Annotated in this window: 24 protein-coding genes; 13 read left to right on the top strand and 11 right to left on the bottom strand. The window is 60.1% G+C overall.

The features are described from left to right. Positions 1-35: 35 nt before the first annotated feature. On the bottom strand, positions 36-500 hold the full coding sequence (locus BW979_RS27735) for a hypothetical protein (protein WP_231990603.1): 465 nt from the start codon (positions 498-500) through the stop codon (positions 36-38). Between BW979_RS27735 and BW979_RS03755 the strand changes: the two genes are divergently transcribed. After that, positions 465-2,123 (top strand): autotransporter domain-containing protein, encoded by a 1,659-nt coding sequence (locus BW979_RS03755; RefSeq protein WP_231990602.1) that lies wholly within the window; start codon positions 465-467, stop codon positions 2,121-2,123. The genes BW979_RS27735 and BW979_RS03755 overlap by 36 nt on opposite strands. Positions 2,124-2,186: 63 nt before the next feature. Here BW979_RS03755 and oadA read toward each other — a convergent pair whose 3' ends face one another. Together oadA and BW979_RS03745 are read right to left on the bottom strand one after the other, a co-directional pair. Next, on the bottom strand, positions 2,187-3,995 hold the full coding sequence (gene oadA / locus BW979_RS03750) for a sodium-extruding oxaloacetate decarboxylase subunit alpha (protein WP_047226700.1): 1,809 nt from the start codon (positions 3,993-3,995) through the stop codon (positions 2,187-2,189). 11 nt (positions 3,996-4,006) lie between these two features. Then, positions 4,007-5,422, bottom strand: a complete 1,416-nt coding sequence (locus BW979_RS03745) for an acetyl-CoA carboxylase biotin carboxylase subunit (protein WP_047226699.1) — start codon at positions 5,420-5,422, stop codon at positions 4,007-4,009. A gap of 188 nt (positions 5,423-5,610) precedes the next feature. Here BW979_RS03745 and BW979_RS03740 point away from each other — a divergent pair, with 188 nt between their 5' ends. Continuing rightward, on the top strand, positions 5,611-6,573 hold the full coding sequence (locus BW979_RS03740) for a LysR family transcriptional regulator (protein ID WP_047226698.1): 963 nt from the start codon (positions 5,611-5,613) through the stop codon (positions 6,571-6,573). On the opposite strand, the gene BW979_RS03735 is transcribed toward BW979_RS03740, so the two are convergent. The 3 genes from BW979_RS03735 to BW979_RS03725 form a co-directional block, all read right to left on the bottom strand. Continuing rightward, on the bottom strand, positions 6,515-6,724 hold the full coding sequence (locus tag BW979_RS03735; RefSeq protein ID WP_047226697.1) for a PA3496 family putative envelope integrity protein: 210 nt from the start codon (positions 6,722-6,724) through the stop codon (positions 6,515-6,517). The genes BW979_RS03740 and BW979_RS03735 overlap by 59 nt on opposite strands. Before the next feature lie 132 nt (positions 6,725-6,856). Beyond that, positions 6,857-7,723, bottom strand: a complete 867-nt coding sequence (gene hexR / locus BW979_RS03730; protein ID WP_003187110.1) for a transcriptional regulator HexR — start codon at positions 7,721-7,723, stop codon at positions 6,857-6,859. A 140-nt stretch (positions 7,724-7,863) separates the two neighbouring features. After that, positions 7,864-10,737 carry a putative bifunctional diguanylate cyclase/phosphodiesterase gene (locus BW979_RS03725; RefSeq protein WP_076383197.1) on the bottom strand — a complete coding sequence of 958 codons (2,874 nt, stop codon included), beginning with the start codon at positions 10,735-10,737 and terminating at the stop codon, positions 7,864-7,866. Between the two features lie 260 nt (positions 10,738-10,997). Between BW979_RS03725 and uvrD the strand changes: the two genes are divergently transcribed. The 3 genes from uvrD (at position 10,998) to BW979_RS03710 (ending at position 14,911) form a co-directional block, all read left to right on the top strand. Further along, entirely contained in the window at positions 10,998-13,181 is a 2,184-nt protein-coding gene (uvrD, locus tag BW979_RS03720) for a DNA helicase II (protein ID WP_047226695.1), read from the top strand. 308 nt (positions 13,182-13,489) lie between these two features. After that, the gene (locus tag BW979_RS03715; protein ID WP_047226694.1) at positions 13,490-14,365 is read left to right on the top strand and encodes a Tim44 domain-containing protein; all 876 of its coding nucleotides are present in this window, start codon (positions 13,490-13,492) and stop codon (positions 14,363-14,365) included. Positions 14,366-14,503: 138 nt separating this feature from the next. Further along, positions 14,504-14,911, top strand: a complete 408-nt coding sequence (locus BW979_RS03710) for an SMI1/KNR4 family protein (RefSeq protein WP_003187120.1) — start codon at positions 14,504-14,506, stop codon at positions 14,909-14,911. A 22-nt stretch (positions 14,912-14,933) separates the two neighbouring features. Here the strand turns inward: BW979_RS03710 and BW979_RS03705 are convergent, their stop codons facing one another. Beyond that, entirely contained in the window at positions 14,934-16,697 is a 1,764-nt protein-coding gene (locus tag BW979_RS03705; protein WP_076383196.1) for a cation:proton antiporter, read from the bottom strand. Positions 16,698-16,952: 255 nt separating this feature from the next. Between BW979_RS03705 and BW979_RS03700 the strand changes: the two genes are divergently transcribed. Further along, positions 16,953-17,438 carry an acyl-CoA thioesterase gene (locus BW979_RS03700; RefSeq protein WP_047226692.1) on the top strand — a complete coding sequence of 162 codons (486 nt, stop codon included), beginning with the start codon at positions 16,953-16,955 and terminating at the stop codon, positions 17,436-17,438. A gap of 39 nt (positions 17,439-17,477) precedes the next feature. Here the strand turns inward: BW979_RS03700 and pdxY are convergent, their stop codons facing one another. Beyond that, the gene (pdxY, locus tag BW979_RS03695) at positions 17,478-18,350 is read right to left on the bottom strand and encodes a pyridoxal kinase PdxY (RefSeq protein WP_047226691.1); all 873 of its coding nucleotides are present in this window, start codon (positions 18,348-18,350) and stop codon (positions 17,478-17,480) included. A 119-nt stretch (positions 18,351-18,469) separates the two neighbouring features. Here pdxY and BW979_RS03690 point away from each other — a divergent pair, with 119 nt between their 5' ends. Then, positions 18,470-18,892 carry a DUF3301 domain-containing protein gene (locus tag BW979_RS03690; RefSeq protein WP_047226690.1) on the top strand — a complete coding sequence of 141 codons (423 nt, stop codon included), beginning with the start codon at positions 18,470-18,472 and terminating at the stop codon, positions 18,890-18,892. 12 nt (positions 18,893-18,904) lie between these two features. Here the strand turns inward: BW979_RS03690 and BW979_RS03685 are convergent, their stop codons facing one another. Beyond that, the gene (locus tag BW979_RS03685; protein WP_076383195.1) at positions 18,905-19,870 is read right to left on the bottom strand and encodes a CobW family GTP-binding protein; all 966 of its coding nucleotides are present in this window, start codon (positions 19,868-19,870) and stop codon (positions 18,905-18,907) included. Positions 19,871-19,897: 27 nt separating this feature from the next. Here BW979_RS03685 and BW979_RS03680 point away from each other — a divergent pair, with 27 nt between their 5' ends. Continuing rightward, entirely contained in the window at positions 19,898-20,251 is a 354-nt protein-coding gene (locus BW979_RS03680; RefSeq protein WP_047226688.1) for a hypothetical protein, read from the top strand. Here the strand turns inward: BW979_RS03680 and BW979_RS03675 are convergent. After that, positions 20,248-20,898: a DUF1826 domain-containing protein gene (locus BW979_RS03675; RefSeq protein WP_076383194.1), complete on the bottom strand. Its 651-nt coding sequence runs from the start codon at positions 20,896-20,898 to the stop codon at positions 20,248-20,250. The genes BW979_RS03680 and BW979_RS03675 overlap by 4 nt on opposite strands. Further along, complete coding sequence (gene zigA, locus BW979_RS03670) at positions 20,898-22,106, bottom strand: zinc metallochaperone GTPase ZigA (protein ID WP_076383193.1); 1,209 nt, start codon at positions 22,104-22,106, stop codon at positions 20,898-20,900. The genes BW979_RS03675 and zigA overlap by 1 nt, the downstream gene beginning before the upstream one ends. A gap of 163 nt (positions 22,107-22,269) precedes the next feature. Between zigA and BW979_RS27730 the strand changes: the two genes are divergently transcribed. The 5 genes from BW979_RS27730 to BW979_RS03645 all read left to right on the top strand — a co-directional run bounded on the left by BW979_RS27730 (position 22,270) and on the right by BW979_RS03645 (position 26,104). Next, positions 22,270-22,662, top strand: a complete 393-nt coding sequence (locus BW979_RS27730; RefSeq protein ID WP_076383192.1) for a glutamine synthetase — start codon at positions 22,270-22,272, stop codon at positions 22,660-22,662. 127 nt (positions 22,663-22,789) lie between these two features. Then, complete coding sequence (gene folE2, locus BW979_RS03660; RefSeq protein ID WP_076383191.1) at positions 22,790-23,686, top strand: GTP cyclohydrolase FolE2; 897 nt, start codon at positions 22,790-22,792, stop codon at positions 23,684-23,686. Next, the gene (locus BW979_RS03655) at positions 23,683-24,351 is read left to right on the top strand and encodes a metal ABC transporter ATP-binding protein (RefSeq protein ID WP_076383190.1); all 669 of its coding nucleotides are present in this window, start codon (positions 23,683-23,685) and stop codon (positions 24,349-24,351) included. Before folE2 ends, BW979_RS03655 begins: the two co-directional genes overlap by 4 nt. Next, on the top strand, positions 24,351-25,217 hold the full coding sequence (locus BW979_RS03650) for a metal ABC transporter permease (RefSeq protein WP_047226683.1): 867 nt from the start codon (positions 24,351-24,353) through the stop codon (positions 25,215-25,217). Before BW979_RS03655 ends, BW979_RS03650 begins: the two co-directional genes overlap by 1 nt. Before the next feature lie 11 nt (positions 25,218-25,228). Continuing rightward, positions 25,229-26,104 carry a metal ABC transporter substrate-binding protein gene (locus tag BW979_RS03645; protein WP_076383189.1) on the top strand — a complete coding sequence of 292 codons (876 nt, stop codon included), beginning with the start codon at positions 25,229-25,231 and terminating at the stop codon, positions 26,102-26,104. Positions 26,105-26,107 lie beyond the last annotated feature (3 nt).

Raw genomic sequence — 26,107 nt, 5'->3', positions numbered from 1 at the left:
CGCTCGGCTGCGCCGATGTTTCGATGGCTCAGCCATCAGCCGATATTCTCACAACCGCCGAGCAACAAGAGCACCTCAGGGCCTTCGCCGAAGCTAAGGATACCAAGCGGCAAAATGCCAACACCTCCCGTAAAGGCGACGCGAAATGGACGGGCAAAAATGACTGGGTCATCATCAGCGCAAACGCAAAATTCCCCGGGATCATTGATGGTGGCGGTGGAAAAAACGTTCTGCGCCTGGACGCCGCCAAGCATCCGATATTGGCTGAAACCCGAAACTTCATGGCTTTGCAGGTTGCGCAAGGTGAATGGCAACACACCGGGCATTTCGCAGGCTGGGGGGTGATCGAGCCAGAGGCCACGTTGCTCAATACTGGCCGAATCGACGGCCAGGTAGGGGTTCTCGGCAAGCTGGATAACCAGGGCGTGGTCGCCAATCGCGTGACTGTCGAGCCAGGTGCCAGCATGACGAACTCCGGTGTGGTCAATGGACAGGTTCATGTACGCGAAAGGGCCAGCTTCAGCGGCAATGGCACTGTGGAGTTCTTGAGTGTCGCGGGCCAGTTGGAAGTCGGCCCCGAAATAGGCGCACCCTCCATTACTCAGGACTTCTCGTTGGCGGAGAGTGCCGAACTGATCTACGGGGTCAATGCAGATGGTGGTAGCTCCACGATCAACGTTGAAGGCACCGCGCTCCTCAACAACGCGACGCTGACCGTCGCCGGCGTGCCGGGCGAATACATTGAGGCGCGCGAGCACACGGTCATCCGCGCGGGGAAGATCGAAGGAACGTTCGGCACGGTCTCCAGCAATCTGGCATTCATGACGGCGACGCTGAGCCCCACCGATACGCAAGTCAACCTGACTTACGCGCGCAACGATGTTCCCCTCAAGCAAGCAGCAACTACCGAAAACGGGCAAGAATTTGCGGCCCATATCGAAGCGCTGCAACCGGTCAAACCAACAGCGCCCGTCCCCAACGACGGGCCCGCCGTTGCACAGGCAGCTGGTGCCCGACCAGGGATCGAAGCCCCAGCAATCAAACCCGTCGAGCCACCCAAAATCACCAGCACCGCTCCCAAACCCACCGGCCAATTGCAAACCACCCAGCCAGTCGCAAAACCCAACGCCGCCATCAACGCCTTGCTCGGCAGCGATATGATGACCGCCGCCAGCGCCATCGACCAACTGAGTGGCTTCAACACTGCGGATCTGGGCAACGCCACCTTGAGCAGCATCGCGCCGATCAGCAGCGGAATGCTTTCGGCCATGGGCCAGAAAAACCCGGGGAACGTGCATGCTGACGGTCAAGTCTGGGTCCAGGCCATTGGTAACAGCGGCAGTATCGGCAAACAATTGGGCAGCTATGCCCTGAAACACTCGACCAGAGGTGTGATGCTGGGAACCGACTGGGCCATCAGCCCGGATTGGCGCCTGGGGATAATCGGCGGCAAGACGCAAACCCGGCTGGACGGCCAGCAGTTCGATGGTCGGCTCGACAGTTGGCACCTGGGCGCCTACGCCTTGCGCCAGGACGGGCCATGGGCGCTGCGCCTGGGCGCCGTTTACGGCAATCATGACGGCAGTACCAAGCGTCATGTGCTCTTCAACGGTTTCAGGGATCGCCTCAAAGGTCGCTACGATGCCAATACGCAGCAGGTCTTTGGCCAGCTCGGTTACAACCTGAACATCGGTCACTTCGATATCGAGCCTTATATCGACCTTGGCTACCAACGCTACCAACGCGATCGCTATTCGGAGAACGGTGGCGACGCAGCGTTGCAGTTCAACGGTCAGACCCAGGACTATTTCCACAGCAACCTGGGCCTGCACCTCGCCCGGTCATTCTCTCTTGACCAGGGCATGCGACTGACGCCGCGCTTGAGTCTCGGTTGGAAACATCTCTACGGCGAGACCCGAGGCGCTTCCCGCCAGGGCCTGGTCGGCGCAGGCAAGTCGTATACCGTCGAAGGCGTCGAACTGGACCGTGACAGCCTGCTCTTCGAAACAGGGCTGGACCTGGCCGTTTCGCCCAGGCATACCCTGGGGGTGAGTTATAAGGGTGAAACCGGTCAGGACAACCGTAACGGGGCGTTGATGGGCCAATGGCGAATGATGTTCTGACAGGCAAAAAAAAGGGGAGCACATGCCCCCCCGAGGTTAAACGGTTGTATCGAGGCTGTTAGCTCAGCCTTCGATCTCGATCAGGATCTCGCCCGGATTGACCCGGTCGCCCTTGGCGACATGAATGGCGGTGACCTTGCCGGCGATAGCCGCCTGCACTTCGGTTTCCATCTTCATGGCTTCGGTAATAAGCACCGCTTGGCCGGCCTTCACCACATCGCCCTCCTTGACCAGCACATCGACGATGTTGCCCGGCATGGTGGTGCTGACATGGCCCGGCGCAGTGGCTTGTTTGCGCTTGCTGCTGCCGCCGCCGACAAACTCATTGAGCGGTTCGAACACGACCTCTTCGGGCATGCCATCGATGGACAGGTAGAAGTGACGCTTGCCTTCAGCCTTGACGCCCACGCCGGTGATGTCGACGCGGTAGGTTTCGCCGTGAACATCGATGACGAACTCGGTCGGCACGCCTTCACCGCCCGCCGAGCTCACACTGCCCGCCTCAGGGATTGGCAACAGCACTTCCGGGGTCAGGGTGCCGGCTTCGCGTTCTTCGAGGAACTTGCGCCCGATATCCGGGAACATGGCGTAAGTCAGTACGTCTTCTTCGGATTTGGCCAGTGCGCCGATTTCGCCACGCAGCTTGGTCATTTCCGGCTTGAGCAGGTCGGCCGGACGCACATCGATCACGTCTTCGCTGCCGATGGCCTGACGGCGCAGCTTCTCATTCACCGAACCCGGAGCCTTGCCGTAGCCGCCCTGCAAATAGAGCTTCACTTCGTTGGTGATGGTCTTGTAGCGCTCACCGGCCAGTACGTTGAAGAACGCCTGAGTGCCGACGATCTGCGAGGTCGGGGTCACCAGCGGCGGGAAGCCAAGGTCTTCGCGCACCCGTGGAATCTCTGCCAGCACCTCGTTCATGCGATTCAACGCGCCCTGCTCTTTGAGCTGGTTGGCCAGGTTGGAAATCATCCCGCCCGGCACCTGATTGACCTGGACGCGGGTGTCCACCGCCGTGAACTCGCTTTCGAACTGGTGGTATTTTTTGCGCACCGCATAGAAATACAGGCCGATTTCCTGCAGCAATTCCAGGTTCAGACCCGTGTCGAACTCGCTGCCCTTAAGGGCTGCAACCATCGATTCGGTGCCCGGATGGCTGGTGCCCCAGGCGAAGCTGGAGATCGCGGTGTCGATGTGATCGGCGCCGTTTTCGATCGCCTTGAGCTGACACATCGCGGCCAGGCCAGCGGTGTCATGGGAATGGATGAATACCGGCAACGACTGCTCTGTCTTCAATGCCTTCACCAGCTCGCCAGTGGCGTACGGAGTCAGCAAACCGGCCATGTCCTTGATCGCCACCGAGTCGCAACCCATGGCTTCCATTTGCTTGGCCTGGGCTACGAAAGCCTCAATGGTGTGCACCGGGCTGGTGGTGTAGGCGATGGTGCCCTGGGCGTGCTTGCCGGCGGCTTTCACCGCCTCGATGGCGACCCGCAGGTTACGCACGTCGTTCATCGCATCGAAAATACGGAACACATCGATGCCGTTGACCGCAGCCTTGGCCACGAACGCCTTGACCACGTCATCGCTGTAATGGCGATAGCCCAGCAGGTTCTGACCACGCAGCAGCATTTGCAGGCGAGTGTTGGGCAGCGCCGCACGCAGTTGGCGCAAGCGCTCCCACGGGTCTTCCTTCAGGAAGCGCACGCAGGCGTCGAATGTTGCGCCGCCCCAGACTTCCAACGACCAATAGCCGACTTTGTCGAGCTTGTCGCAGATCGGCAGCATGTCTTCGGTGCGCATGCGGGTGGCGAGCAGCGATTGGTGAGCGTCGCGCAGGATCGTATCGGTTACGTGAATCTTCTTGGACATTGTTATTTTCCTTACAGGCCTGCGTGGGCGGCAATGGCGGCGGCGATGGCCAGGGCCAGCTCTTCGGGTTTGCGCTTGATCGAGTAGTTGGTCAGCTCAGGATGGCTTTCAACGAAGCTGGTATTGAACTGGCCACTACGGAATTCCGGGTTGCGCAGGATTTCCTGGTAATACGCCGCGGTGGTCTTGACCCCTTGCAGACGCATGTCGTCCAGGGCCCGCAGGCCACGGTCCATTGCTTCTTCCCAGGTCAGCGCCCAGACCACCAGCTTCAGGCACATCGAATCGTAGAAGGGCGGAATGGTGTAGCCGGTATAGATCGCTGTGTCGGTGCGCACGCCCGGGCCGCCGGGGGCGTAGTAGCGGGTGATCTTGCCGAAACTGGGCAGGAAGTTGTTTTTCGGGTCTTCGGCGTTGATCCGAAACTGCAGCGCGAAGCCACGGTGATGAATGTCTTCCTGCTTGACCGACAACGGAAGGCCGGAGGCGATGCGAATCTGTTCACGAACAATGTCGATGCCGGTGATTTCTTCGGTGATGGTGTGTTCCACCTGCACCCGGGTGTTCATCTCCATGAAGTACACCTCGCCCTCGGCGAGCAGGAACTCCACGGTGCCGGCGTTCTCGTAGCCCACAGCCTTGGCGGCGCGCACCGACAGGTCACCAATGTAGGCGCGCTGCTCAGGCGTCAGTTGCGGGCTGGGGGCGATCTCGATCAGCTTCTGGTTGCGACGCTGGATCGAGCAATCACGCTCGAACAGATGCACCACGTTGCCAAAACTGTCACCCAGGATCTGCGCTTCGATGTGCTTGGGATTGACGATGCATTTTTCCAGGAACACTTCCGCCGAACCAAAGGCCTTGGTGGCTTCGGAAATGACCCGCGGGAAAGCCTGTTCGAGTTCTTCGCGGCTGTTGCAGCGACGGATACCCCGACCGCCACCACCGGACGTAGCCTTGAGCATCACCGGGTAACCAATGCGGTCGCCTTCGGTCAGGGCCTCTTCGATGCCCGATACGTTGCCTTCGGTGCCCGGCGTGACCGGTACGCCGGCCTTGATCATGCTGCGACGCGCTTCGGTCTTGTCGCCCATGCGGCGAATGACTTCAGCCGACGGACCGATGAATTTGATCCCGCGCTCGGCGCAGATGTCCGCCAGCTCGGCGTTTTCCGAGAGAAAGCCATAACCGGGATGCAACGCATCGCAACCGGTTTCCACGGCCAGGTTCACCAGTTTGCGCGGGTTGAGATAGCCGGCCAGCGGATCGGCGCCGATGCTGTGGGCCTCGTCCGCACGCTTGACATGCAACGCATGACGGTCAGCGTCGGAATAGACCGCGACCGAGCGAATGCCCATCTCGGCGCAAGCGCGCACGATGCGGACGGCAATCTCACCACGGTTGGCGATCAGGATCTTTGTTATCAATTGGAGGTTCCCTTGAGCCGGTGGTACCACGACCTGGAGCTTCAGGTCGACGCGTGACCAGATGTAACAATCGGTCGCAGCACCACACTAGTCCTGGCTGTTGATTAACAAAAATGAATATTTATTGGGTCGTGCATAAGCAAAGACTTATAGTTGACTCATCCGCCCCGCTCGAGAGCCTATAGAAAATGCGTAAGTCATTGATGCGTATGACATTGCGTCAACTGCAGATTTTCAATGAGGTGTGCGACCTGAGGTCCTACAGCCGCGCAGCCGACGAAATGTCTCTCACACAACCGGCCGTTAGCCTACAGATTCGATCACTTGAGGAGCTGATTGGCCAGCCGCTGTTTGAGTACGTTGGCAAAAAACTCTACATGACCGAAGCCGCCGAAGCCCTTCAACGCGCCAGCCGGGACATCTTCGGGCGCCTGGAAAACCTTGACATGCAGTTGTCGGACATGCAGGGCTCGCTGCAAGGCCAACTGAAGCTGGCGGTGGAATCCAGCGCCAAGTACTTCGTGCCGCATCTGTTCGCCGCCTTCAAGCGCCAGCACCCGGAGGTCAACCTGAACCTCACGGTGGTCAACCGCGGCCAAGTGATCCGAAGGCTCTCGGACAACCGGGACGATCTGGTGATCATGTCCATGGTGCCTCAGGACATGGGCCTGGAATTCCTGCCATTTCTCAACAATCCAATCGTCGCTGTGGCGCCGCCCGACCATCCGCTGTGCCACATGGGCCCGTTGCGCTTGCAAGACCTTGAGCCGTATACGCTGCTGCTGCGCGAGCCGGGGTCAGGTACGCGGCTGGCCTGCGAGGAGTATTTCAAGGAGAAACGGGTGCATTTCACCCAGACACTGGAAGTGGCGTCGGCGGAGGCCCAACGCGAATGCGTTCTCGCAGGGCTGGGCGTGGCACTGTTGACGCGCCACGCCGTAAGCCGGGAGATGGTGTCCGGCGCTCTCATCGAGTTGCCGGTGGAGGAGCTGCCGCTGTACCGCAGCTGGTGCCTGGTGCAGGCCAGGGCTAAGCGCCTGTCACCGGTGGCTCACGCCTTCCTGGCGTTCGTTCGCGGCGAGCGTGCTCAGATCATTGGCCTGGTTGAGCGTTTCGACGGGAAGCCGCCGATGTTGCCTGCCAATAGTTGAATTCTGCTGCGTCCGGAAACTCGCTGATTTCGGCCAGCAGCTGGCGCTGCTCACAGCGGTCTTCGATGGCACGACGAAACGCCATGCGGCGCTGGTCTTCCTGCTGACGACGGGTTTTGACGGCGCTGCGTTCTTCGTAGGACTGGGTCATGTCGAGACTCCCAAGACGTATACGGGAGCTTTACGATGAAGGCGCGCGATGACGGTTTGGCGGCGCGAGCGTTACAGAACGATGAATTCGCAGATCCCCTCGCCACAGATGCCCCAACTTCAAGACCAGCGGTCAATCGTCCAGCGCTTTCACCGACTTGGGTGACAACCGCAAGCTGCGCAGGCTGCGTTTCACGCTCTTGAGGTGATTGACCAAACTTGGGCCGCGCGCCATGGCGACGCCCATCGCCAGCACATCGATCACCACCAGATGGGCGATGCGCGAGGTCAACGGCGTGTAGATCTCCGTGTCTTCATGCACGTCGATGGCCAGGTTCACCGTGGACAGCTCGGCCAATGGGGTCTGGCTCGGGCACAAGGTGATCAACGAGGCGCCGCTTTCGCGCACCAGGTTGGCGGTGATCAGCAGATCCTTGGAACGGCCCGACTGGGAAATGCAGATCGCCACGTCGGTGGGCTTCAGCGTGACTGCCGACATCGCCTGCATGTGCGGGTCGGAATAAGCCGCGGCCGTCAGCAGCAACCGGAAGAACTTGTGCTGGGCATCGGCCGCCACCGCGCCCGAAGCACCGAAACCATAAAACTCGACACGCTGGGCCTGGGACATGGCCGTGACGGCTTTTTGCAACGCCACCGGATCAAGCTTCTCGCGAACCTCCATCAGCGTATGCAGGGTCGTGTCGAAGATTTTCAGGCTGTAGTCGGCGACCGAATCGTCTTCATGGATCGCAAACTGGCCGAAGCTCGCACCCGCGGCGAGGCTTTGCGCCAGCTTGAGTTTCAGGTCCTGGAAACCCGAACAACCGATGGCTCGGCAGAAACGCACAATGGTCGGTTCGCTGATGCCGACGCTGTGGGCAAGATCGGCCATGGAGCTGTGCATCACGGCCGCAGGATCAAGCAATACGTGATCGGCGACTTTCAGCTCCGACTTGCGCAGCAGATGGCGTGACTGGGCGATGTGTTGCAACAGGTTCAAGGGATTGGACTCTTGTTATTGGCAGAAGCCGGGATGTAGCAAGCTTGTAGTTATACTACAAGAATCGGCTTTTTGCCCGCCCAATCCGTAACTCAATCTCCCGGTTTCATGCCGCATGCACGCCATGTAGCAACGGCGGGCTAGCAATCATCCCGATTAGCCCATAACAGCGCGGCCAACCCTTGTGCTTCAACCGGTCGGCTGATGAGATAGCCCTGAACCTCATCACATTGTTCGGCTTTCAGAAACTCGAGCTGCTCTGGCCGCTCGACGCCTTCGGCCACCACTTTGAGCGACAACCCATGGGCCATTGCAATGATTGCCCGGGTAATGGCCGCGTCTTCGCTACCCTCCGTCAGCCCACGAATGAACGCCTGATCGATTTTCACGTAATCCACAGGGATGCGTTTGAGATAACTCAGAGACGAATAGCCGGTACCAAAGTCATCGATCGCCAGCTTGACCCCGAGGTCGCGCAATTGCTGGAACGTCGCGATGATGTGCTCAACGCTGTCGAGCAACTGGCTTTCAGTCAGTTCCAGTTCCAGGTATTGCGGCGCCAGACCGGTTTCCTCCAGCACTTGCCGAACCAGGCTGACCAGCTTGCCTTGGCGCAACTGATGAACCGACAGGTTGACCGACACCCTGATCGGCGCCAGCCCCTCACGCTGCCATTGGCACGCCTGCCAACAGGCCTGGCGCAACACGAACTCGCCGATCGGCCCGATCAGCCCGGTCTCTTCGGCCAGGCTGATGAAGTCTCCCGGCGGAACTCGGCCCATGACCGGATGATCCCAACGCACCAACGCCTCGGCAGCGTTCAGACGGCCGGTCGCCAGGCACAGTTTGGGTTGATAGAAAACCTTCAACTGCTGTTCTTCGAGGGCCTTGCGCAGCTGATTCTCCAGTTGCAGGCGCTCCAGCGTGCTGGCCTGGAGGCTGTCGGTATAGAACTGGAAATTGTTGCCGCCCAGATGCTTGGCATGTTGCATGGCCATGTTCGCCTGACTGACCAGCGTGGAAATCTCCCTCGCATTGTCGGGCAACATGCTGATGCCGATCGAGGCGCTGACCACCAGTTCGTGGCCCTCGATGGTGAGCGGCAGGCGCAGCTTGGCGGACAATCGGGTTGCCACCCGCGCCAGGCTGGAAAGGTTGCCGTAGGCGTCGAACAGCACCCCGAACTCATCGCCAGACAAGCGGGCGATGGTGTCCGCTTCGGGCAACGCATTGATCAGGCGGCGGGCCATCTTCTGCAACAGTTGGTCAGCAACATCATGGCCGAGGCTATCGTTGAGGAGCTTGAAACGGTCCAGGTCGATATGCAGCAGTGCCAGGCTGCGTCGTCCGCCCTGACGCACCCGCTGGTGGGCTTCGTGCAGGCGCTCACGGAATAACGAGCGGTTCGCCAGCCCGGTGAGTTCGTCGTAATGGGTCAGGTAGCGCATTCGCTCTTCGGACTCGCGCCGGGCCGAAAGATCGGCGAAGAAGCCCACGATATGGCTCACATTTCCCCGCGCATCGCGCACCACGTTCAGTTGCAGCCACTGGGGATACAACTCGCCATTGGCCCGGGCCTCCACCAGTTCACCTTGCCAGGTGCCGTGCTGCTTGAGCGCCTGGCGGATAATCGGGTAGTGCCGGCGGGCATCACGACTGCACGGCAGGTCGACGACATTGCGTCCCAGCATGTCATCGATATTAAAACCGGTGACCCGCGTGAACGCCTGATTGGCGGCCAGCAGTGCGTAATGCGGGTCAAAAATCACAATGCCTTCGCTGGCGGCCTCGAAAACCGTGGCCGCCAATTGGCGCTGTTGCTCAAGTTCTTTACGGGTGCTGATGTCTCGCCGGGTGCCGACCATGCGCAACACTCGGCCACTCGGGCTGCGCTCCACAGCCCGACCGCGGTCTTCGATCCAGACCCAATGGCCATCGCCGTGACGTACGCGGTATTCGATCTGGTAGTCCTCGCTGCGGCCTTTGAGGTGCTCAACGAGGGCGCGTTTGAGGGCCGGCACGTCTTGAGGGTGCAGACGCGGGGTCAGGTGACTGAGCATCGCTGTGATGTACTCAGGCTCCAGGCCGAACAGTTCCTTGAGCTGAGTGTGATGGACTTCGTCGGTTTGCAGGTTCCAATCCCAGAGCCCCAACTCACTGGCCTTGAGCGCCAGGTCAAGACGGGCTTCGCTCTTGCTCAGGGCCTGGCTGGTCGCCTCCAACTCGAGGCTGCGCTGTACCACGCGCGCCTCCAGCCCTACCTGGGCCGACCGCAGTTTTTCCTCGGCGCTGCGGCGTTGTTCGACTTCCCGGCCGAGTGCCTCGTTGAGCTGTGCGCTACGCGCTTGCGCCTGCTGCAAATGCTCGATCAGCGCCTGATTCTGGAACCTTCGCAGCATGCCACTTTGTATCAACCGGTTGACCTGCCAGGCCACTACGCTGAGCGAGACGAGTACGACCAGTCCGAGCCAACCCCATCCGCGCTGTTGCTCATCGCCGCCCCAGAACAGATAACCGATGGCCGGCAACAGGCACGGTAAGGTAAAGGACAAAAACGCCGGAAGGCTCACGGCATAGGCAACGCTGGCTGACAAGGTGGCCGCGCCAATCAGGCCGAATACCCAGGCCTGTTGCTGAAAGCTGTCGGCCGGTACCAGTGCAATACCTGCTCCGGCCAATGTCAGCCCGGTCATCGCCGAGCCGAGCAAAAACATTCGCAACCATATCGGGTGCGCCTGGCGGCTGGGTATCGCCGAATCGAAGGCCGCCACCTGAATGACCCGTAGCGCTACCAGCGAGAGCAACCAGACCAGCCAGACGCTGACCTGAAAATGACGCGAAGGCCCCCACAACAACGCGGCGCAAACCAGGCCGTTGACCAGCATGAACAGCGTGGGCAGCAGCGAACCCTGATACAACAGCCTTGTGCGTTCGACCGCCATTTCCGTGGCGTACTGCTTGCAGATGATCCGTGGCTCCACACAGGGGCCCGCCAGATCGGAATTTAGGGTCATAGGCACTGTTCTTGTTCTTATTCAGCGGAGCATGGAGAACCCGAAACATGCAGCGAGCATACACAAGGCAACGGCCATCCCACACTGCCCAAGCTCATAAAAATGCTGAAAAAGTCGCTATTTCATTGGGTCGCGAGCCCTTCAAGCGAGCCCGGCCAATGCCTGTGGCCCATGACCAACCGGTCATCACCGACCGGTCTTTTATCGGCTGGGGCAAAGCTCGGTTTGCCCGGGCTGCCGCCGCACCCTAGAATGCCCCGATGCGCGATGATCTCTCCCTTCTGCTGAACTCCCTCAACGATGCCCAACGCCAGGCCGTAGCGGCCTCCGTGGGTCGTCAGTTAGTCCTGGCCGGTGCCGGCTCCGGTAAAACCCGGGTGCTGGTGCACCGTATCGCCTGGTTGATCCAGGTCGAGAACGCCTCGCCCCATTCGATCCTGTCGGTGACGTTCACCAACAAGGCCGCTGCCGAGATGCGCCATCGCATCGAGCAACTGATGGGCATCAACCCGGCCGGCATGTGGGTCGGCACCTTCCACGGCCTGGCGCACCGCTTGTTGCGGGCGCATTGGCAGGAAGCCGGCCTGAGTCAGACTTTCCAGATTCTCGACAGCGACGACCAGCAGCGGCTGGTCAAGCGGGTGATCCGTGAGCTGGGCCTGGACGAACAGCGCTGGCCGGCCCGTCAGGCCCAGTGGTTCATCAACGGCCAGAAAGACGAAGGCCTGCGTCCGCAACACATCCAGGCCAGCGGCGATCTGTTCCTGGCGACCATGCGCAGCATCTATGAAGCCTACGAGGCGGCGTGTCAGCGGGCTGGCGTGATCGACTTCTCCGAGCTGCTGCTGCGCGCACTGGACCTGTGGCGCGATCACCCAGGCCTGCTGGCGCACTATCAGAAGCGCTTCCGGCATGTGCTGGTGGACGAGTTCCAGGACACCAACGCCGTGCAATACGCCTGGTTGCGCCTGCTGGCCAAGGGCGGCGACAGCCTGATGGTGGTGGGCGATGACGACCAGTCGATCTACGGCTGGCGCGGCGCCAAAATCGAGAATATTCATCAATATTCGGCGGACTTCCCCGACGCCCAAGTGATCCGCCTGGAACAGAACTACCGCTCCACCGCCGGCATTCTCAAGGCCGCCAACGCCCTGATCGCCAACAATACCGGGCGCCTGGGTAAAGAGCTGTGGACCGACGGCGGCGAAGGCGAAGCGATCAACCTCTATGCCGCCTTCAACGAACACGATGAAGCCCGCTACGTGGTGGAAACCATCGAAAGCGCGCTGAAAACCGGTCTGGCCCGCAGCGACATCGCCATCCTGTATCGCTCCAACGCCCAATCCCGGGTATTGGAAGAAGCCCTGTTGCGCGAACGTATCCCGTACCGCATCTATGGCGGCCAGCGCTTCTTCGAGCGCGCCGAAATCAAGAACGCCATGGCCTACCTGCGCCTGCTCGAAGGACGCGGCAACGACGCGGCCCTGGAGCGGGTGATCAACGTCCCGACCCGGGGCATTGGCGAGAAAACCGTCGAAGCGATTCGCGACCACGCGCGCCACAGCCATGTGTCGATGTGGGAAGCCATGCGCCAGTTGGTCACCAACAAGGGCATGACCGGCCGCGCCGCCGGTGCGCTGAAGGCGTTCATGGACCTGATCGACGACCTGGCCACCAAGTGCACGGACATGCCGCTGCATTTGATGACTCAGACCGTTATCGAGCAGTCCGGCCTGATCGCCTACCACGAGGCAGAAAAGGGCGAGAAAGGCCAGGCCCGGGTGGAAAACCTCGAGGAACTGGTCAGCGCCGCACGCAACTTCGAGAACACCGAGGAAGACGAAGAGCTTTCGCCGCTGTCGGCCTTCCTGGGCCACGCCTCTCTGGAGGCCGGCGACACCCAGGCCGACGAGCATGAAGACAGCATCCAGTTGATGACCCTGCACAGTGCCAAGGGCCTGGAATTCCCCTACGTGTTCCTGGTGGGAATGGAAGAAGGCCTGTTCCCGCACAAGATGAGCCTGGAAGAGCCGGGACGCTTGGAAGAGGAACGACGCCTGGCCTACGTTGGCATCACCCGCGCCATGCAGAACCTGGTGTTGACGTACGCCGAGACCCGACGCCTGTACGGCAGCGAAACCTACAACAAGGTGTCGCGCTTCGTCCGTGAAGTGCCCAAAGGCCTGATTCAGGAGGTGCGGCTGTCCAACAGCGTCAGCCGTCCGTTCGGCGGCGGCCAGCAGCAAAGCACCAGCAGTCTGTTTGGCGGCAGCGACATCCCGGAAACCGGCTTCAGTCTCGGCCAGACCGTGCGACATTCGGTGTTCGGCGATGGCGTGATCCTCAACTTCGAAGGCGCCGGCGCCCAGGCCCGGGTTCAGGTGAACTTCAGCGAAGGCAGCAAGTGGCTGATGCTGGGGTATGCCAAGTTGGAAGCGATCTAGGCGTTCTGAAAGCTTTTTATGTGGGAGCGAGCCTGCTCGCGATAGCAGTGGATCAGGCAACATTGACAGTGACTGACCCACCGCGATCGCGAGCAGGCTCGCTCCCACAGGTCGGATTGCTCACGCCTGCTGCCTTTCCGATAGAACTTGTCCCCCTTTCCTACAGCCAAAAGCCAACAAGCCCTCTTGCGCGGCTGAAGCTGAACCTAACCTGTCACGCAAAAGCCCGAAACACTCTGCCGCTAGCCAGCAACAGTTCACCTGTGCAACATGGCGCGCGTGCTATCCACAAATGGGAATGCCCTTATATGAAACGTTTTCTTAGCATCGCCATGGCGTTGTGCATCGGCCTGACGATGGCCATCGACGCCAATGCCGCCAAGCGCTTTGGCGGTGGTAAAAGTTCGGGCGCTGCCCCGACCCACCAGACCAGCCAGATGGCGCCGTCCTCTGCGGCCGGCTCTACCGCGGCTACTGCGGGCGCGGCCGGTGCGGCTGGCGCCGCCACCAAAGCCAGCGGTGCTTCGCGCTGGCTCGGCCCCCTGGCCGGCATCGCCGCCGGTGGCCTGCTCGCCTCCATGTTCATGGGCGACGGCTTCCAGGGCATGCAGATCTTCGACATCCTGATCATGGCGGTCATCGCCTTCCTGGTCTTCCGCTTCATTGCCGCCCGTCGTCGCAAGCAGCAGGAGCAACTGGCTCCGGCCGGTCATGCGCCGATGCAACGTGAGGTGTTCAACCAGCAACCGGCCAGTGGTTCGATCTTCGGCGGTTCGGCAGCACCGGTGGCTGCTCGACCGGTGATCAATGCGCCAGCCTGGTTCAACGAAGAGCGCTTCATCGAAGCGGCGCGCAACCATTTCATGTCCCTGCAGCAACACTGGGATGCGAACGAAATGGACAAGATCTCTGAGTTCGTGACCCCGCAACTGCTGGAATTCCTCAAGCGCGAGCGGGCCGAACTGGGCGATGGCTTCCAGTCGACCTACATCGACAATCTGCAAGTACAGCTGGACGGTGTCGATGATCGCGCCGACAAGACCATCGCCACCCTGACCTTCAGCGGTGTGTCGAAGGACTCGCGCTTCGACAAAGGCGAAGCGTTCAGCGAAAGCTGGAACATGGAACGTCCCCAGGGCGATGACCAGCCTTGGCTGGTGGCCGGTATCCGCCAGAACGGTTGAACCTCTGCGCGTTTTGCATGTTGAAATAAAAGAACCCCGGCTCAGGCCGGGGTTTTCTATTTCGCGGTTGCATCTATAGCGAGCTACTGTATAAACCGCTCCATATAAACCGCGCCATCGAGAAAGAGGATCCCGGACGTGGAAGAAATCATCGAACAATTGCGTGAAGCCAACGAACCCGTGCCGGTTCCACTGGAGTTACCTGACGAAGACTTGCTGGTGGAGATCGAAGAGCAGCTGTTCATCGATATTCCGTTCGTATTCAGAGAGTTTTTGCTGACGGTCAGCGATGTTGTCTACGGCAGCCTGGAACCCGTGACCGTCACCGATCCGCAGTCCCACACCTATCTGCCAGATGTGGCCGCCAACGCCTGGGATGCCGGTGTCGACCGTAGCCTGATCCCGATCTGCCAGGACGGCGACGACTATTACTGCGTCGAAGAAGACGGGACCGTGGTGTTGTGGCAGGCCGAAGAAGAGCTGATTGCCGAAGAAACCTGGGAATCGGTCTGGCACTGGGCCCGGGACGTCTGGCTGGAAAGCTGATCCGCCGCACGTCCGCCGCCGGTCAATGCCCGGACGATTCCTTATGATTGTCCAGGGTCTCCAGCAAGGCCACCTGCATCCGCGTATGCAGGCGGACGAACCAGCGCCAGAGCAATGCCGCCACGACCGTGGCCACCACCGCGATCAGTACCAGCAACTTGTTGGTCGGCAGAATACTGGCCGACAAGGCTGCCAAGAGCAGGAAAATCATCAGCAGCGAGAGGATCGGGATCACTTCTGCGATCACTCGACGCACGCGCTGGGTGTGACGGCCGGCCATCTCCGGCTTCACGCCCATTTCCGCCAGCAGCATCGACAACGCCTTGAGCTTGCGATACGCGGCAATCAAAAACGGCAGCGACAACAACAACGCCCCGCCCCAGATCAGTGCTTTGTGCCAACTCGGGTCGCTGATCCAGGCTTGCAGATAGGCCGACATCTGTTCGGCAAAGTAGCCACCGGCGATAAAAATCGCGATGACCAGCGCCAAGTTGATACCCACCTGCAGCAAAATCCGCCGGATCATGGCGGCCACCAGCGCCCCCTCCCCTTGGGGTTGAATGCTGCGAAGCCACTCGCCATACATTCCCAGTACCCTCGACAGCCGTTGTGGCATAACGGCAGCCAGCCTGACCGATAAAGGGTCGGCGGCCCGGATCAGGTACGGGGTCAGCAGAGTGGTCAGTACCGAAACCGCGACCGCTACCGGATAAAGGAAATCGCTGGTGACCTGCAAGGTCATCCCCAGCGATGCGATGATGAAGGAAAATTCGCCGATCTGCGAAAGGCCCATCCCGACTCGCAGCGAGGTCCGCCCGTCGTTGCCGGCAATAAACGCACCGAGGCCACAAGAGAGCATCTTGCCCAACACCACTGCGGTGGTAATCACGGCAATCGGCCAAGCGTATTGGAGCAATATGACCGGATCGAGCATCAGGCCGATGGCGACGAAGAAGATTGCGCTGAACAAGTCGCGCACCGGCTCCACCAGCCGCTCGATTTTCAGCAACTGCCGCGACTCGGCCATGATCGCGCCGATCAGAAACGCTCCCAGCACCATGCTGTATTCCAGCTTTACCACCAGCAGGCAAAAGCCGAAACACAGACCCAGCACGGTGATCAGCAACATCTCGTCGCTGTCGAACTTCGCCACGTAAGCCAGCAGCCTGGGCACCAGCAAAATGCCGATCACCAGGGCGACAATCATGAATAACGACAATTTGCCGACCGTGGAGAACACTTCGCCGGAGCTGACCGTTCCGCTGACAGCGATGCTCGACAGCAAGGCGATAATGCCGATGCCCAGGATGTCTTCGACAATCAGGACCCCGAAGATCAACTGCGCAAAGCGCTCGTTCTTCATCTTCAGGTCATTGAGGGCCTTGACGATGATGGTGGTCGAGGAGATGGCCAGGATTGCCCCGAGGAACAACGAATCCATGGTGTTCCAGTCGAACCAGCGCCCGATTTCGTAGCCGATCCAGATCATCAACACAATTTCGAGAAACGCCGCGATGAACGCCGTGGCGCCCACCTTGAACAACTTGCGCAGGCTGAACTCCAGGCCCAGATAAAACATGAGGAAGATGACCCCCAACTCGGCCAGGGTCTTGATCGTCTCTTCGTCGTGGATAAAACCGAAAGGCGGCGTATGCGGGCCGATGATGAAGCCTGCAACGATGTAACCCAGCACCACGGGTTGTTTGAAACGATGAAAGAGTACCGTGACCAGCCCCGCTGCCATCATGATGATCGCCAGGTCTTGAATAAAACTGATGGCATGCATGGTGGGGCTCCCTGTTCAAATGACTCATCACAGAGCTGGACGAGTCCGTTTCCTTTGTAGGAAATACCCTCGCAAGGGGCTTTTGAAGGGTACCACCGCGACTTCCGACAAAAAGACAGTGCAATATATGGAAACAGATCCACCGGAGCGTGACGGCTGCCACGGGCGCAGCGTCCCGATACTGGTAGTTTGAAAACCTTCCAGCACCCGCAGAGGTGCACTCCCGAAATTGCTGCCTTGAACCGTGAGTACGTTATGGAACCCGGAAACGCCCAGCTGTCGATGACGGTGCTGATGACCCCCGATATGGCCAACTTCTCTGGCAATGTGCATGGCGGCACCCTGCTCAAGTACCTCGACGAAGTCGCCTACGCCTGCGCCAGCCGCTACGCCGGGCGCTATGTAGTGACGCTGTCGGTTGACCAGGTGATTTTCCGCGAGCCGATTCATGTCGGCGAGCTGGTGACGTTTCTGGCGTCGGTGAACTACACCGGTAACACGTCAATGGAAGTGGGCATCAAAGTCGTGACCGAAAACATTCGTGAACGCTCGGTGCGCCACACCAACAGCTGCTTCTTCACCATGGTTGCGGTGGACGATCAGCGCAAACCCGCCGCCGTCCCGCCATTGCAACCGCAGAACAGCGAAGAAAAACGCCGTTACGAACAAGCCCAGCAGCGTCGGCAAATTCGCCAGGAGCTGGAGAGGCGCTATCAGGAAATCAAAGCCGACGGCCCTTAACAGATCCGCCCGGCTCGCACCCACAGGGATTCGCGTTGATCAGAGGCTGATCGGTACAGCTTCGAACCTTACCCTCGGATGGGTGATCCGGTCCTGGGCGCGTACCAGTTCCAACTCGTAACTGGCACACGCCTGGGTTTCCAGCAGTACTTCATGTACGGCTGCGGCAGTGAATTCGAGCGCCGCCACCAGGCTGTCTCCCAGCACCACTCGCGCCAGGAACAGCCCCGAGGTCAAGTCTCCCACCCCCACCGGCTGACGAGGGAATGCGAGTAATGGACGACGCAGGTGCCAGCTACCGTCGGCGGTTACCAACAACATTTCGAAGCTGTCCTCCGGCTTTCCCGGATAGGCCAGGTGTTTGACGAGTATCGCTTTGGGTCCACGGGTCAGGAGCGCGCGAGCCATGGCCAGGCAGTCCAGCAGCGACTGCGCCTTGCGTCCCGAAAAACTGTCCAGCTCCAGCTGGTTCGGGCACATGATGTCCGCCACACCAGCCGCTTCCTCCAGGAGAAAATCGCTCACCTCGGGCGCCACGATGCAACCCTTCTCCGGATGCCCCATGACCGGATCACACAAATAAATTGCCTTGGGATTGCACGCCTTGATTCGCGCCACGCCCGCCAGAATCGCCTGCCCTTGGGCGGCGCTGCCCAGGTAACCGGACAACACCGCGTCACAATTGCCCAGCTCGCCGATTGCGGCGATCCCCTCTACCAATGCCGGTATCTGCTCAGAGGCAAGCACGTCGCCGGTCCACTGTCCGTACTGAGTGTGATTGGAAAATTGTACGGTGTTGAGCGGCCACACGTTCACCCCCACCCGTTGCATCGGAAAGACTGAAGCGCTGTTACCGGCGTGACCGAAGACCACGTGGGACTGGATGGCAAGCAGATGAGGGGTACGTTTCATGCGGGATGTTTCCGTAAAACGAATGAAATTCAAGCCGCGCAGTATGCGACTAAACGCAACCTGTACGACAGACCGGGGACACAGTTAAGCTGACAGCAACTTGTAGGAGCACTTCGTTCATGCTGACCCTTGGAAATATTTTCGTGCTGATGCTGTTGGCTACCGCCGGCGCCTGGCTGTGGCACAACCATGGTTTGCGCGAACGAGCGTTGGCGAGGGTCATGCAACATTGCGCCAACCTCAAGATCGAGCTGCTGGACGGCAACGTGGCGCTGAAAAAGATTGGGTTCGTCAAAGACGCCAGCGGACGCCGGCGCCTGGCCCGTATCTATAACTTCGAATTCACCGTTACGGGTGAATCGCGCCATTCGGGCACCATTACCCAGTTCGGGGCCCACAGCGCGCAAATCGAGCTGGCGCCTTATCCCATGCCGTTCGAAGAGTCAGCGCCGACACCGATCGAACCGGTCCAGACCAGGCCCAGGGCCGAAGTCATCGAGTTGAGTCAGTGGCGCCAGGAACACAACAAGTGGAAGCCTTGAAGCAAGGCTGACTCACGGGCACCGACAGTTCGCCAGGCCGGCTTGCAGCGCTGCCACGTCTTGAGGCTCATCAAAAATCAATTCGATTCGTGAGTCCTGGCGCCACTCGCTGGCCTGCCACCGCAGCGTCGCGCCCTCCAGCGCATTGGCTGAAACCCAGCCATCGGCGCTGTGGATAACCATCTTCGCCCGCTTCCAGCCGCAGCCTTGCAGGCAGCGCGTCAACGTCGCCGTGTCCAGTCGCTGACTCGGATGCCAGCGCCAGCCAATACTCCAGCCGCCTTCCTGTTGCTGATACAGGCAGATGGGCGATGTCGGGTCGGTCCAGACGGCCGGCATCTGTCCCACGTCCTTGGGTAGATTCACGTTAGCCACAGCCCCGCTTCCGCGAGCCGCAAGACCTGGCAGTCGATCGATCGGCATCACAGCCTGTCGGGTCCAGTACAAGGCAATCTCCGGCAGTTGCGCGGTGATGCCCAGGCGTTCGGTTTCGCTCAGGTGCTCGGATTTGTTCAGCACCACCAACCCTGCATCGGCCAGAGTTTGCCGCTGCGCGTCGGGCAACGGCGTGCCATCCGCCATCGCTCGGGCATCGAGCACCAACACGCAAGGCTGAACCGCCAGCACGCCGAGCCATGGCGTTTCGTTCAGTTGCCGCATCAACTGCGCCGGATGGCCCAGGCCGGAGGGCTCGATAAACAGTCGATCCGGGCGCGCCTTGCGCAGTAAACGAGCGAGGCCGATCTGAAATGGCGCGCCGTTGACGCAACACAAACAGCCCCCGGCCACTTCGCCCAGTGCGATACCATCGGCAGTCTGGGTCAGCAACGCCGCGTCCAGGCCGATTTGACCAAACTCGTTGATCAGCACCGCCCAGCGCTCATTCGCCGGGCGCTGCGCCAGCAATTGCTTGATCAGGCTGGTCTTGCCAGCCCCCAAAGGGCCTGCGATGACGTGGGTGGGAATGTTCTGCAACATAATCGGCGGCTTTCGAGGGAGGTGAACATGCGGTTGATCGGCTGTTTTTTACTGGCGCTGACGTCGAACCAGGCGCTGGCCCAGGCTTGTGTCGTGCATAGCCAGGCAGAACGGCTGGATGTAAAAGTCTGCCAGCAGAACCGCAATATTCCGCAGAAACTGTTCGCCGACGGCTTCTGCCAGCCAAACCTTGCCGGACAAAAAGTCGAGGTACAGTACGTCGATCAATGCCCTGGCGGCGCGTTTGGCATCTGCAGCAATGCCCAGGTCGCCAATATGCCCTACCGCCAGGATATTCACTATTACGGCGTAGCCAGCGATGCGGCCTATCTGCAGCCCTTCTGTGAAGGACAAAGTCAGGGCAACTGGCTCAAACCTTAAGCGAGCCAGTCCAGAGTCAGGATCAGTCGACGCTCCCCCGGCGCCAGCTGCGGCGAGCGATGGATCAGGCCCATGCCCTCATTACCATGCCACTTCTCGCCTTTGAGCAGCGCCACATCACCACAGGCAAACTGCTGAACCGCATGCGGGTCACCCGGTTCAGCGTCAGGTTGCCCCAGACATCGACGATCCATCACACCTTCCTTTAGCCACTGGCTGCCCACGCCAGCGTACGTGGCGATCAGCCGTACCGGCACATGGTCGACGTGAAAACGCGGGCACATGGCCTTGTCCAGCGTTCGCAGGCGCAGGCCGACACGTTTGGCGCCCAGCAGGCAGGCAAACGCACTGACCAGCCAGGAGACATCGGTGATGAAGCCTTCATAGCCATGCAGATCGCCAAAGCCTGCGGCGAGACCGTCCAGTGCCGGTTGCGCGTCCTCGTGCGGCAGGTCGAGCACCCGCGATTCGGCCAGAGGCTGATCCATGGAAAGCACCATTGCCGCAAAATCACTGATGTGCGCCGGCAGTTGACGTTGCCAGACCGCCAGGTTGGTATCGTCGTCCAGAATTTGCGTCAGGATCCGCGGGGTATCGCCCTGAACCTGGCGTACCGGCACTTCCCGCTTCGGACTGGGCGCCAGCATCACGCTGCGGCCTCGTCATGCCAAGGGCCGAACGGATCCGGCAGCAAACGCCAACTGTCGACACCCAGGGCCATTTCCGCGTCACTGAGCAGGCAAGCGTCCAGCTCGGCGGTCAGTTGCGTGAAGTCGATATTCTGGCCGATGAATACCAGCTCCTGCCGGCAATCACCGGTGGCGGGAAGCCAGTTTTTCAGGATGGCTGCGGTGCTTTCCTCATCTTGCGGCCATTGGCTTTTCGGCACGAACCGCCACCAGCGCCCAGCGAATCCATGTCGCATCAAGCCGCCGGCCTGGGACCAACTGCCCGCTTCCTCATGTTTGCTGGCCAGCCAGAAGAAGCCCTTGGAGCGCAGGAGCTTGCCATTGGTCCACGGACGGTCGATAAAACTGAAAAAACGCTGGGGATGAAACGGCCTGCGCGCCCGGTAAGCTGCCGAAGCGATGCCGTATTCTTCTGTTTCGGGCACGTGCTCACCGCGCAGCTCCTGCAGCCAGCCCGGTGCTTGAGCCGCGCGCTCGAAGTCGAAAAGGCCTGTGTCGAGGATCTTTTCCAGCGGTACTTGGCCCATAACCATGGGAATGATCTGCGCCTGGGCGTTGAGCCGTTCCAGAATCGCGATCAACTCCTCCCGTTCGTGACGGCCAATCAGGTCGATTTTGCTGATCAGAATCACATCGGCGAACTCGATCTGCTCAATCAACAGATCAGTAATGGAACGCTCATCCTCCTCCCCCAGGGTTTCGCCGCGTGAAGCGAGGCTTTCGGCCGCCTGGAAATCCAGCAGGAAATTGACCCCATCGACCACCGTTACCATCGTGTCCAGCCGTGCCACATCCGCCAGGCTGCGGCCTTGTTCATCACGAAAAGTAAAGGTTTCCGCCACCGGCAAGGGTTCGGAAATCCCCGTGGACTCGATCAGCAGATAGTCGAAACGGCCTTCCCTGGCGAGCTGGCCGACTTCTTCCAGCAGGTCTTCACGCAACGTGCAGCAAATGCAGCCGTTACTCATCTCCACCAGTTTCTCTTCAGACCGGCTTAGGGTGACATCTCGCTGGACTTCGCTGCCATCGATGTTGATCTCGCTCATATCGTTGACGATCACCGCGACGCGCAGGTTGTCGCGATTGCGCAGGACGTAATTGAGCAGTGTGCTTTTACCGGCGCCGAGAAATCCGGACAGCACGGTTACAGGGAGACGATTGGGCACCAGGTATATCCTCATCGGGCGGGCCGCGCTGATGCGGTTGAATGCATGTCGCGGCTCTTTTCTTCAGGCTTGGGTTCGGTTCAAGGTCTAAGCCTTTTTAATGTTATAGTATAACAACAACATTTAACCAGCCTCTCGGCTCCACCGGTCTGAAGTAAAAAACATGCGCAGTTTTCTGAAATTCGTATTCGCAAGCCCGATGCTGCTATTGGCGCTAGATGCTTCAGCCCAGAGCCCTATGTTGGCAAACTGCACTCGCAGCGCGAATTTACTGGCCTGTGTCGATGGGCAAGGTAATGCCTACAGCGTCATGACGGCCGGAAACACCCTGTATCTCCGTGGATTTGAAGTAAATGGCCGCCGCTATTGGGCACAAACCACTAGCCGCTATGGCCAGCTGACGTTCTTTACCGGAATAGCTTCTGACGGAGAGACCTGGGTGGGATACAGCCGGCGCGTAGGTTGGACGACACTCAACCGTTTCTCGAGCTCGGGTGGAAGCACTGGGAAATTTTTATGCGGACGCATAAGCGGTTGCCAGGACGCACCACGCTGATGTTTCACGTGGAACGGTACGAAAAGCCCTCACACCCAGCAAAATGAAACTGCGTTCATGAACTAGTGCTCGTCGAGCATACTGTTATAGTATAACGTTTGTTGTGTACCTATGACGGACCTTGAATATGAATGCGTTCACTCTGCCGGACGTTGCCGCGCAGGCTTCGCGCCAGGCCTTGGCCCTTGACTGGGTAGGCATGTGCGGCATCGCGGTACCCGTATTGATCGACGGTCAGCGTCTTAACGCGATCGCTGATGCCGGTGTCAGCCTTGACGACGGTGAAGCCCGAGGCATCCATATGTCACGCTTGTACCTGGCGCTGGAGCTGCTCGAAAGCGCAGCGCTGTCTCCCATGCTGTTACGCCGAATCCTCCAGCAATTCCTCGACAGTCACGCCGGTCTGTCCGACGCCGCCTCGCTGAGCATTTGTACCGATCTACTGTTCAAGCGCCCTGCGCTAGTCAGCCCACTGGCTGGCTGGAAGCGCTATCCGGTCAGCATCGAGGCCCACCTGAAAAATGATGTGTTCCACGTGGAACTGACCATTCAGATTGCCTACTCGTCCACCTGCCCTTGCTCGGCCGCGCTCGCTCGTCAGTTAATCCAGCAGCAATTTGTAGACGACTTTGCCAATAAAGCGCTCGAGCACGCCGGAGTCCTGGCCTGGCTAGGCTCATCAAAAGGCATCCTCGCCACGCCTCACAGTCAACGCAGCACGGCCACGGTGAAGCTGAGACTGAACAGCGACGTCGACGAATTGCCGCTGCTGTCGCTCATCAACGAAGCCGAAGCAGCCCTCGGCACGGCCGTACAAACCGCCGTGAAACGGGCAGACGAACAAGCCTTCGCCCTCGCCAATGGTCAAAACCTAATGTTCTGTGAAGACGCCGCGCGGCGGCTGAGCATGGCTTTGAGGCGATCCCCCGATATCGCCTCCCTCGATGTGCGAGTGGTGCACGCCGAAAGTTTGCATGCCCATGACGCTGTGGCACAAAGCCGTTGGGTCAGGGAGGCACTGTGATTCGTTGCCAGTCATTGCGCTGGGGCGCCCCGGGCCACCCCCTCACACCCCCGTTGAACATAGAGCGGCCGGCGGGAAGCCTGACGGCCATCGTCGGAGCCAACGGTGCGGGCAAAAGCAGCCTGCTGAAAGTGCTGGCGGGCCTGCAAAAACCCCTATCCGGCAAAGTCGTGCTGGATGTTCCACGTCGCGGCAGCGTCTCGTTTCTGGCGCAACAGCAACATCTGGATCGGCAATTTCCAATCAGCTTGCAAGAGCTGGTGGCGGCGGGATCCTGGGGGAGCAGGCACACGCCAGCGATGCGCCGCCATCGCTTGAAAGCCGTACTGCAAGACTGGGCGTTGGATGGCCTGGAGCATCGCTCGTTAATGGCGTTGTCGGGAGGCGAGTTGCAACGCGCCCTTCTCGCCCGTTTGAGTTTGGCTGAAGCGCCCCTGCTGTTGCTCGACGAACCCCACGCCGCCCTCGACGAACAAGGCCAGGCGCTACTGTGGAAACACCTTCACGGCTGGCATGCCGAAGGCCGCACCCTGGTGGTGGTTTGTCATGATCTCGCTGCGGTGCGCCAACATATTCCTCATACACTATTGGTCAGCCAGGCCGGTTGCACGCTGGGCCGCAGTGTCGATTTGATTTCCCAACAACCCCTCACGCAGGTGGCCTGATGCTCGCGGCCACCCATCTCTGGCAACCCTTTCAGGAATTTGTCTTCATGCGCCGGGCGCTGCTGGGCGGCCTGGTATTGGCGTGCAGCACGGCACCGCTTGGGGTGTTTTTGATTCTGCGACGCATGAGCCTGATAGGCGACGCCGTCGCTCATGGCATCTTGCCCGGAGCCGCACTGGGTTTCTGGTTTGCCGGGCTGAGCCTGCCAGCCCTGACGCTGGGCGGACTCGGTGCAGGCTTGAGCATGGCCGGGGTGGCAGCCTGGATTACCCGTCGCACCGGTCTGCGGGAAGACGCCAGCCTTGCGGCGATCTATCCCATTTCCCTGGCCGCCGGTGTGTTGATTCTTGGTATGGCCGGCAAACGCCTGGACTTGCTGCACCTGTTGTTCGGCTCCGCGCTGGCGGTAGATGGCCCGACACTTACCGGCATGCTCTGGGTTTCGGGGGTCAGCCTGCTCGCGATGGCGCTGATTTACCGACCGCTGTTGCTCGACACCCTGGACCCTCTTTTCCTGCAAACCGTCAGTCGGCTGGGCCCACTGGCCCATGGCGTATTTCTGACCTTGGTCGTGCTGAATCTGGTCATCGGCTTCCAGGCCATCGGTGCACTGATGGTGGTCGGTTTGATGATGTTGCCGGCTGCCGCTTCACGATTCTGGAGCCGCCGTTTGCCGGTTCTGATGGGAGTCGCGGCGCTGCTTGGATGTGTGTCGGTGTGGCTCGGACTGCTGTTGTCATTCCACTTCTCGCTACCCAGCGGGCCGGCCATCGTACTGGTGGCGGGCGCGTTATATCTGCTGTCCGTAGTGTTCGGTCCGGTGCACGGTTTGCTGCGTCGCCCGCCTTTACTCACATCCCAATGAGGTGTTTCCCGATGCGCGTTCTGCTCGTGCTGTTCAGTCTGATGCTGTCCTTATCCACGTCTGCCGCCGAAAAGCTCCAAGTGGTGACCAGCTTCAGCATCCTTGCCGACATGACCCAAGAGGTCGGCGGCGAGCATATCCAGATCACCAACCTGGTGGGGCCGGACGCGGATGCCCACACTTACGAACCCACGCCAGACGACGCTAAGGCGTTGCTCAGCGCCAAACTGATCATCAAGAATGGTCTGGGTTTTGAACCGTGGCTGGATCGCCTGGTCACCAGCACCGAAACCAGCGCACCGGTGATCAGCGCCAGTCGCGGCGTTATTCCTCGTTCGCTGGATGAAGAGGGCGAGACCGTCCCCGACCCGCATGCCTGGCATAACCTGGCAAACGCCGAGCTGTACGTCAGGAACATCACCAAGGCGCTGGAAACCGCCGACCCGGCCCACAAGGCCGACTACGAACGTAACAGCCAGGCGTATCTGAAAAAGATCTATGCGCTGCTCGCCGATGCCAAGGCCAAGCTTGGTGCCTTGCCACCGGGCAATCGCAGGATCGTGACGTCCCACGATGCCTTCGGCTACCTGGGACAGGCCTATGGCATTGAGTTCATCGCGCCCCAGGGGCTGTCCACTGAACGGGAGCCCTCGGCCGCCGATGTCGCGGCGCTGATTACCCAGATACGCCAAGCAAAAGTAAAAGCCGTGTTCATGGAGAACATCAAGGACGCGCGCCTGCTCAAGCAGATAGCGGCTGAAAGCGGTGCGCACATCGGCGGCACGCTGTACTCCGATGCGCTGGCGGCCAGCGGACCGGCCAGTACCTTCATCGGGCTGTTCGAGTACAACCTGAATACGTTGTACGACGCGTTGCGCCGGCCATGATTT

It is taken from the genome of Pseudomonas sp. A214 (assembly GCF_900156295.1).
GTDB classification, from domain to species: domain Bacteria; phylum Pseudomonadota; class Gammaproteobacteria; order Pseudomonadales; family Pseudomonadaceae; genus Aquipseudomonas; species Aquipseudomonas rhizophila.
This window is presented reverse-complemented; position numbering and strand designations above follow the sequence as displayed.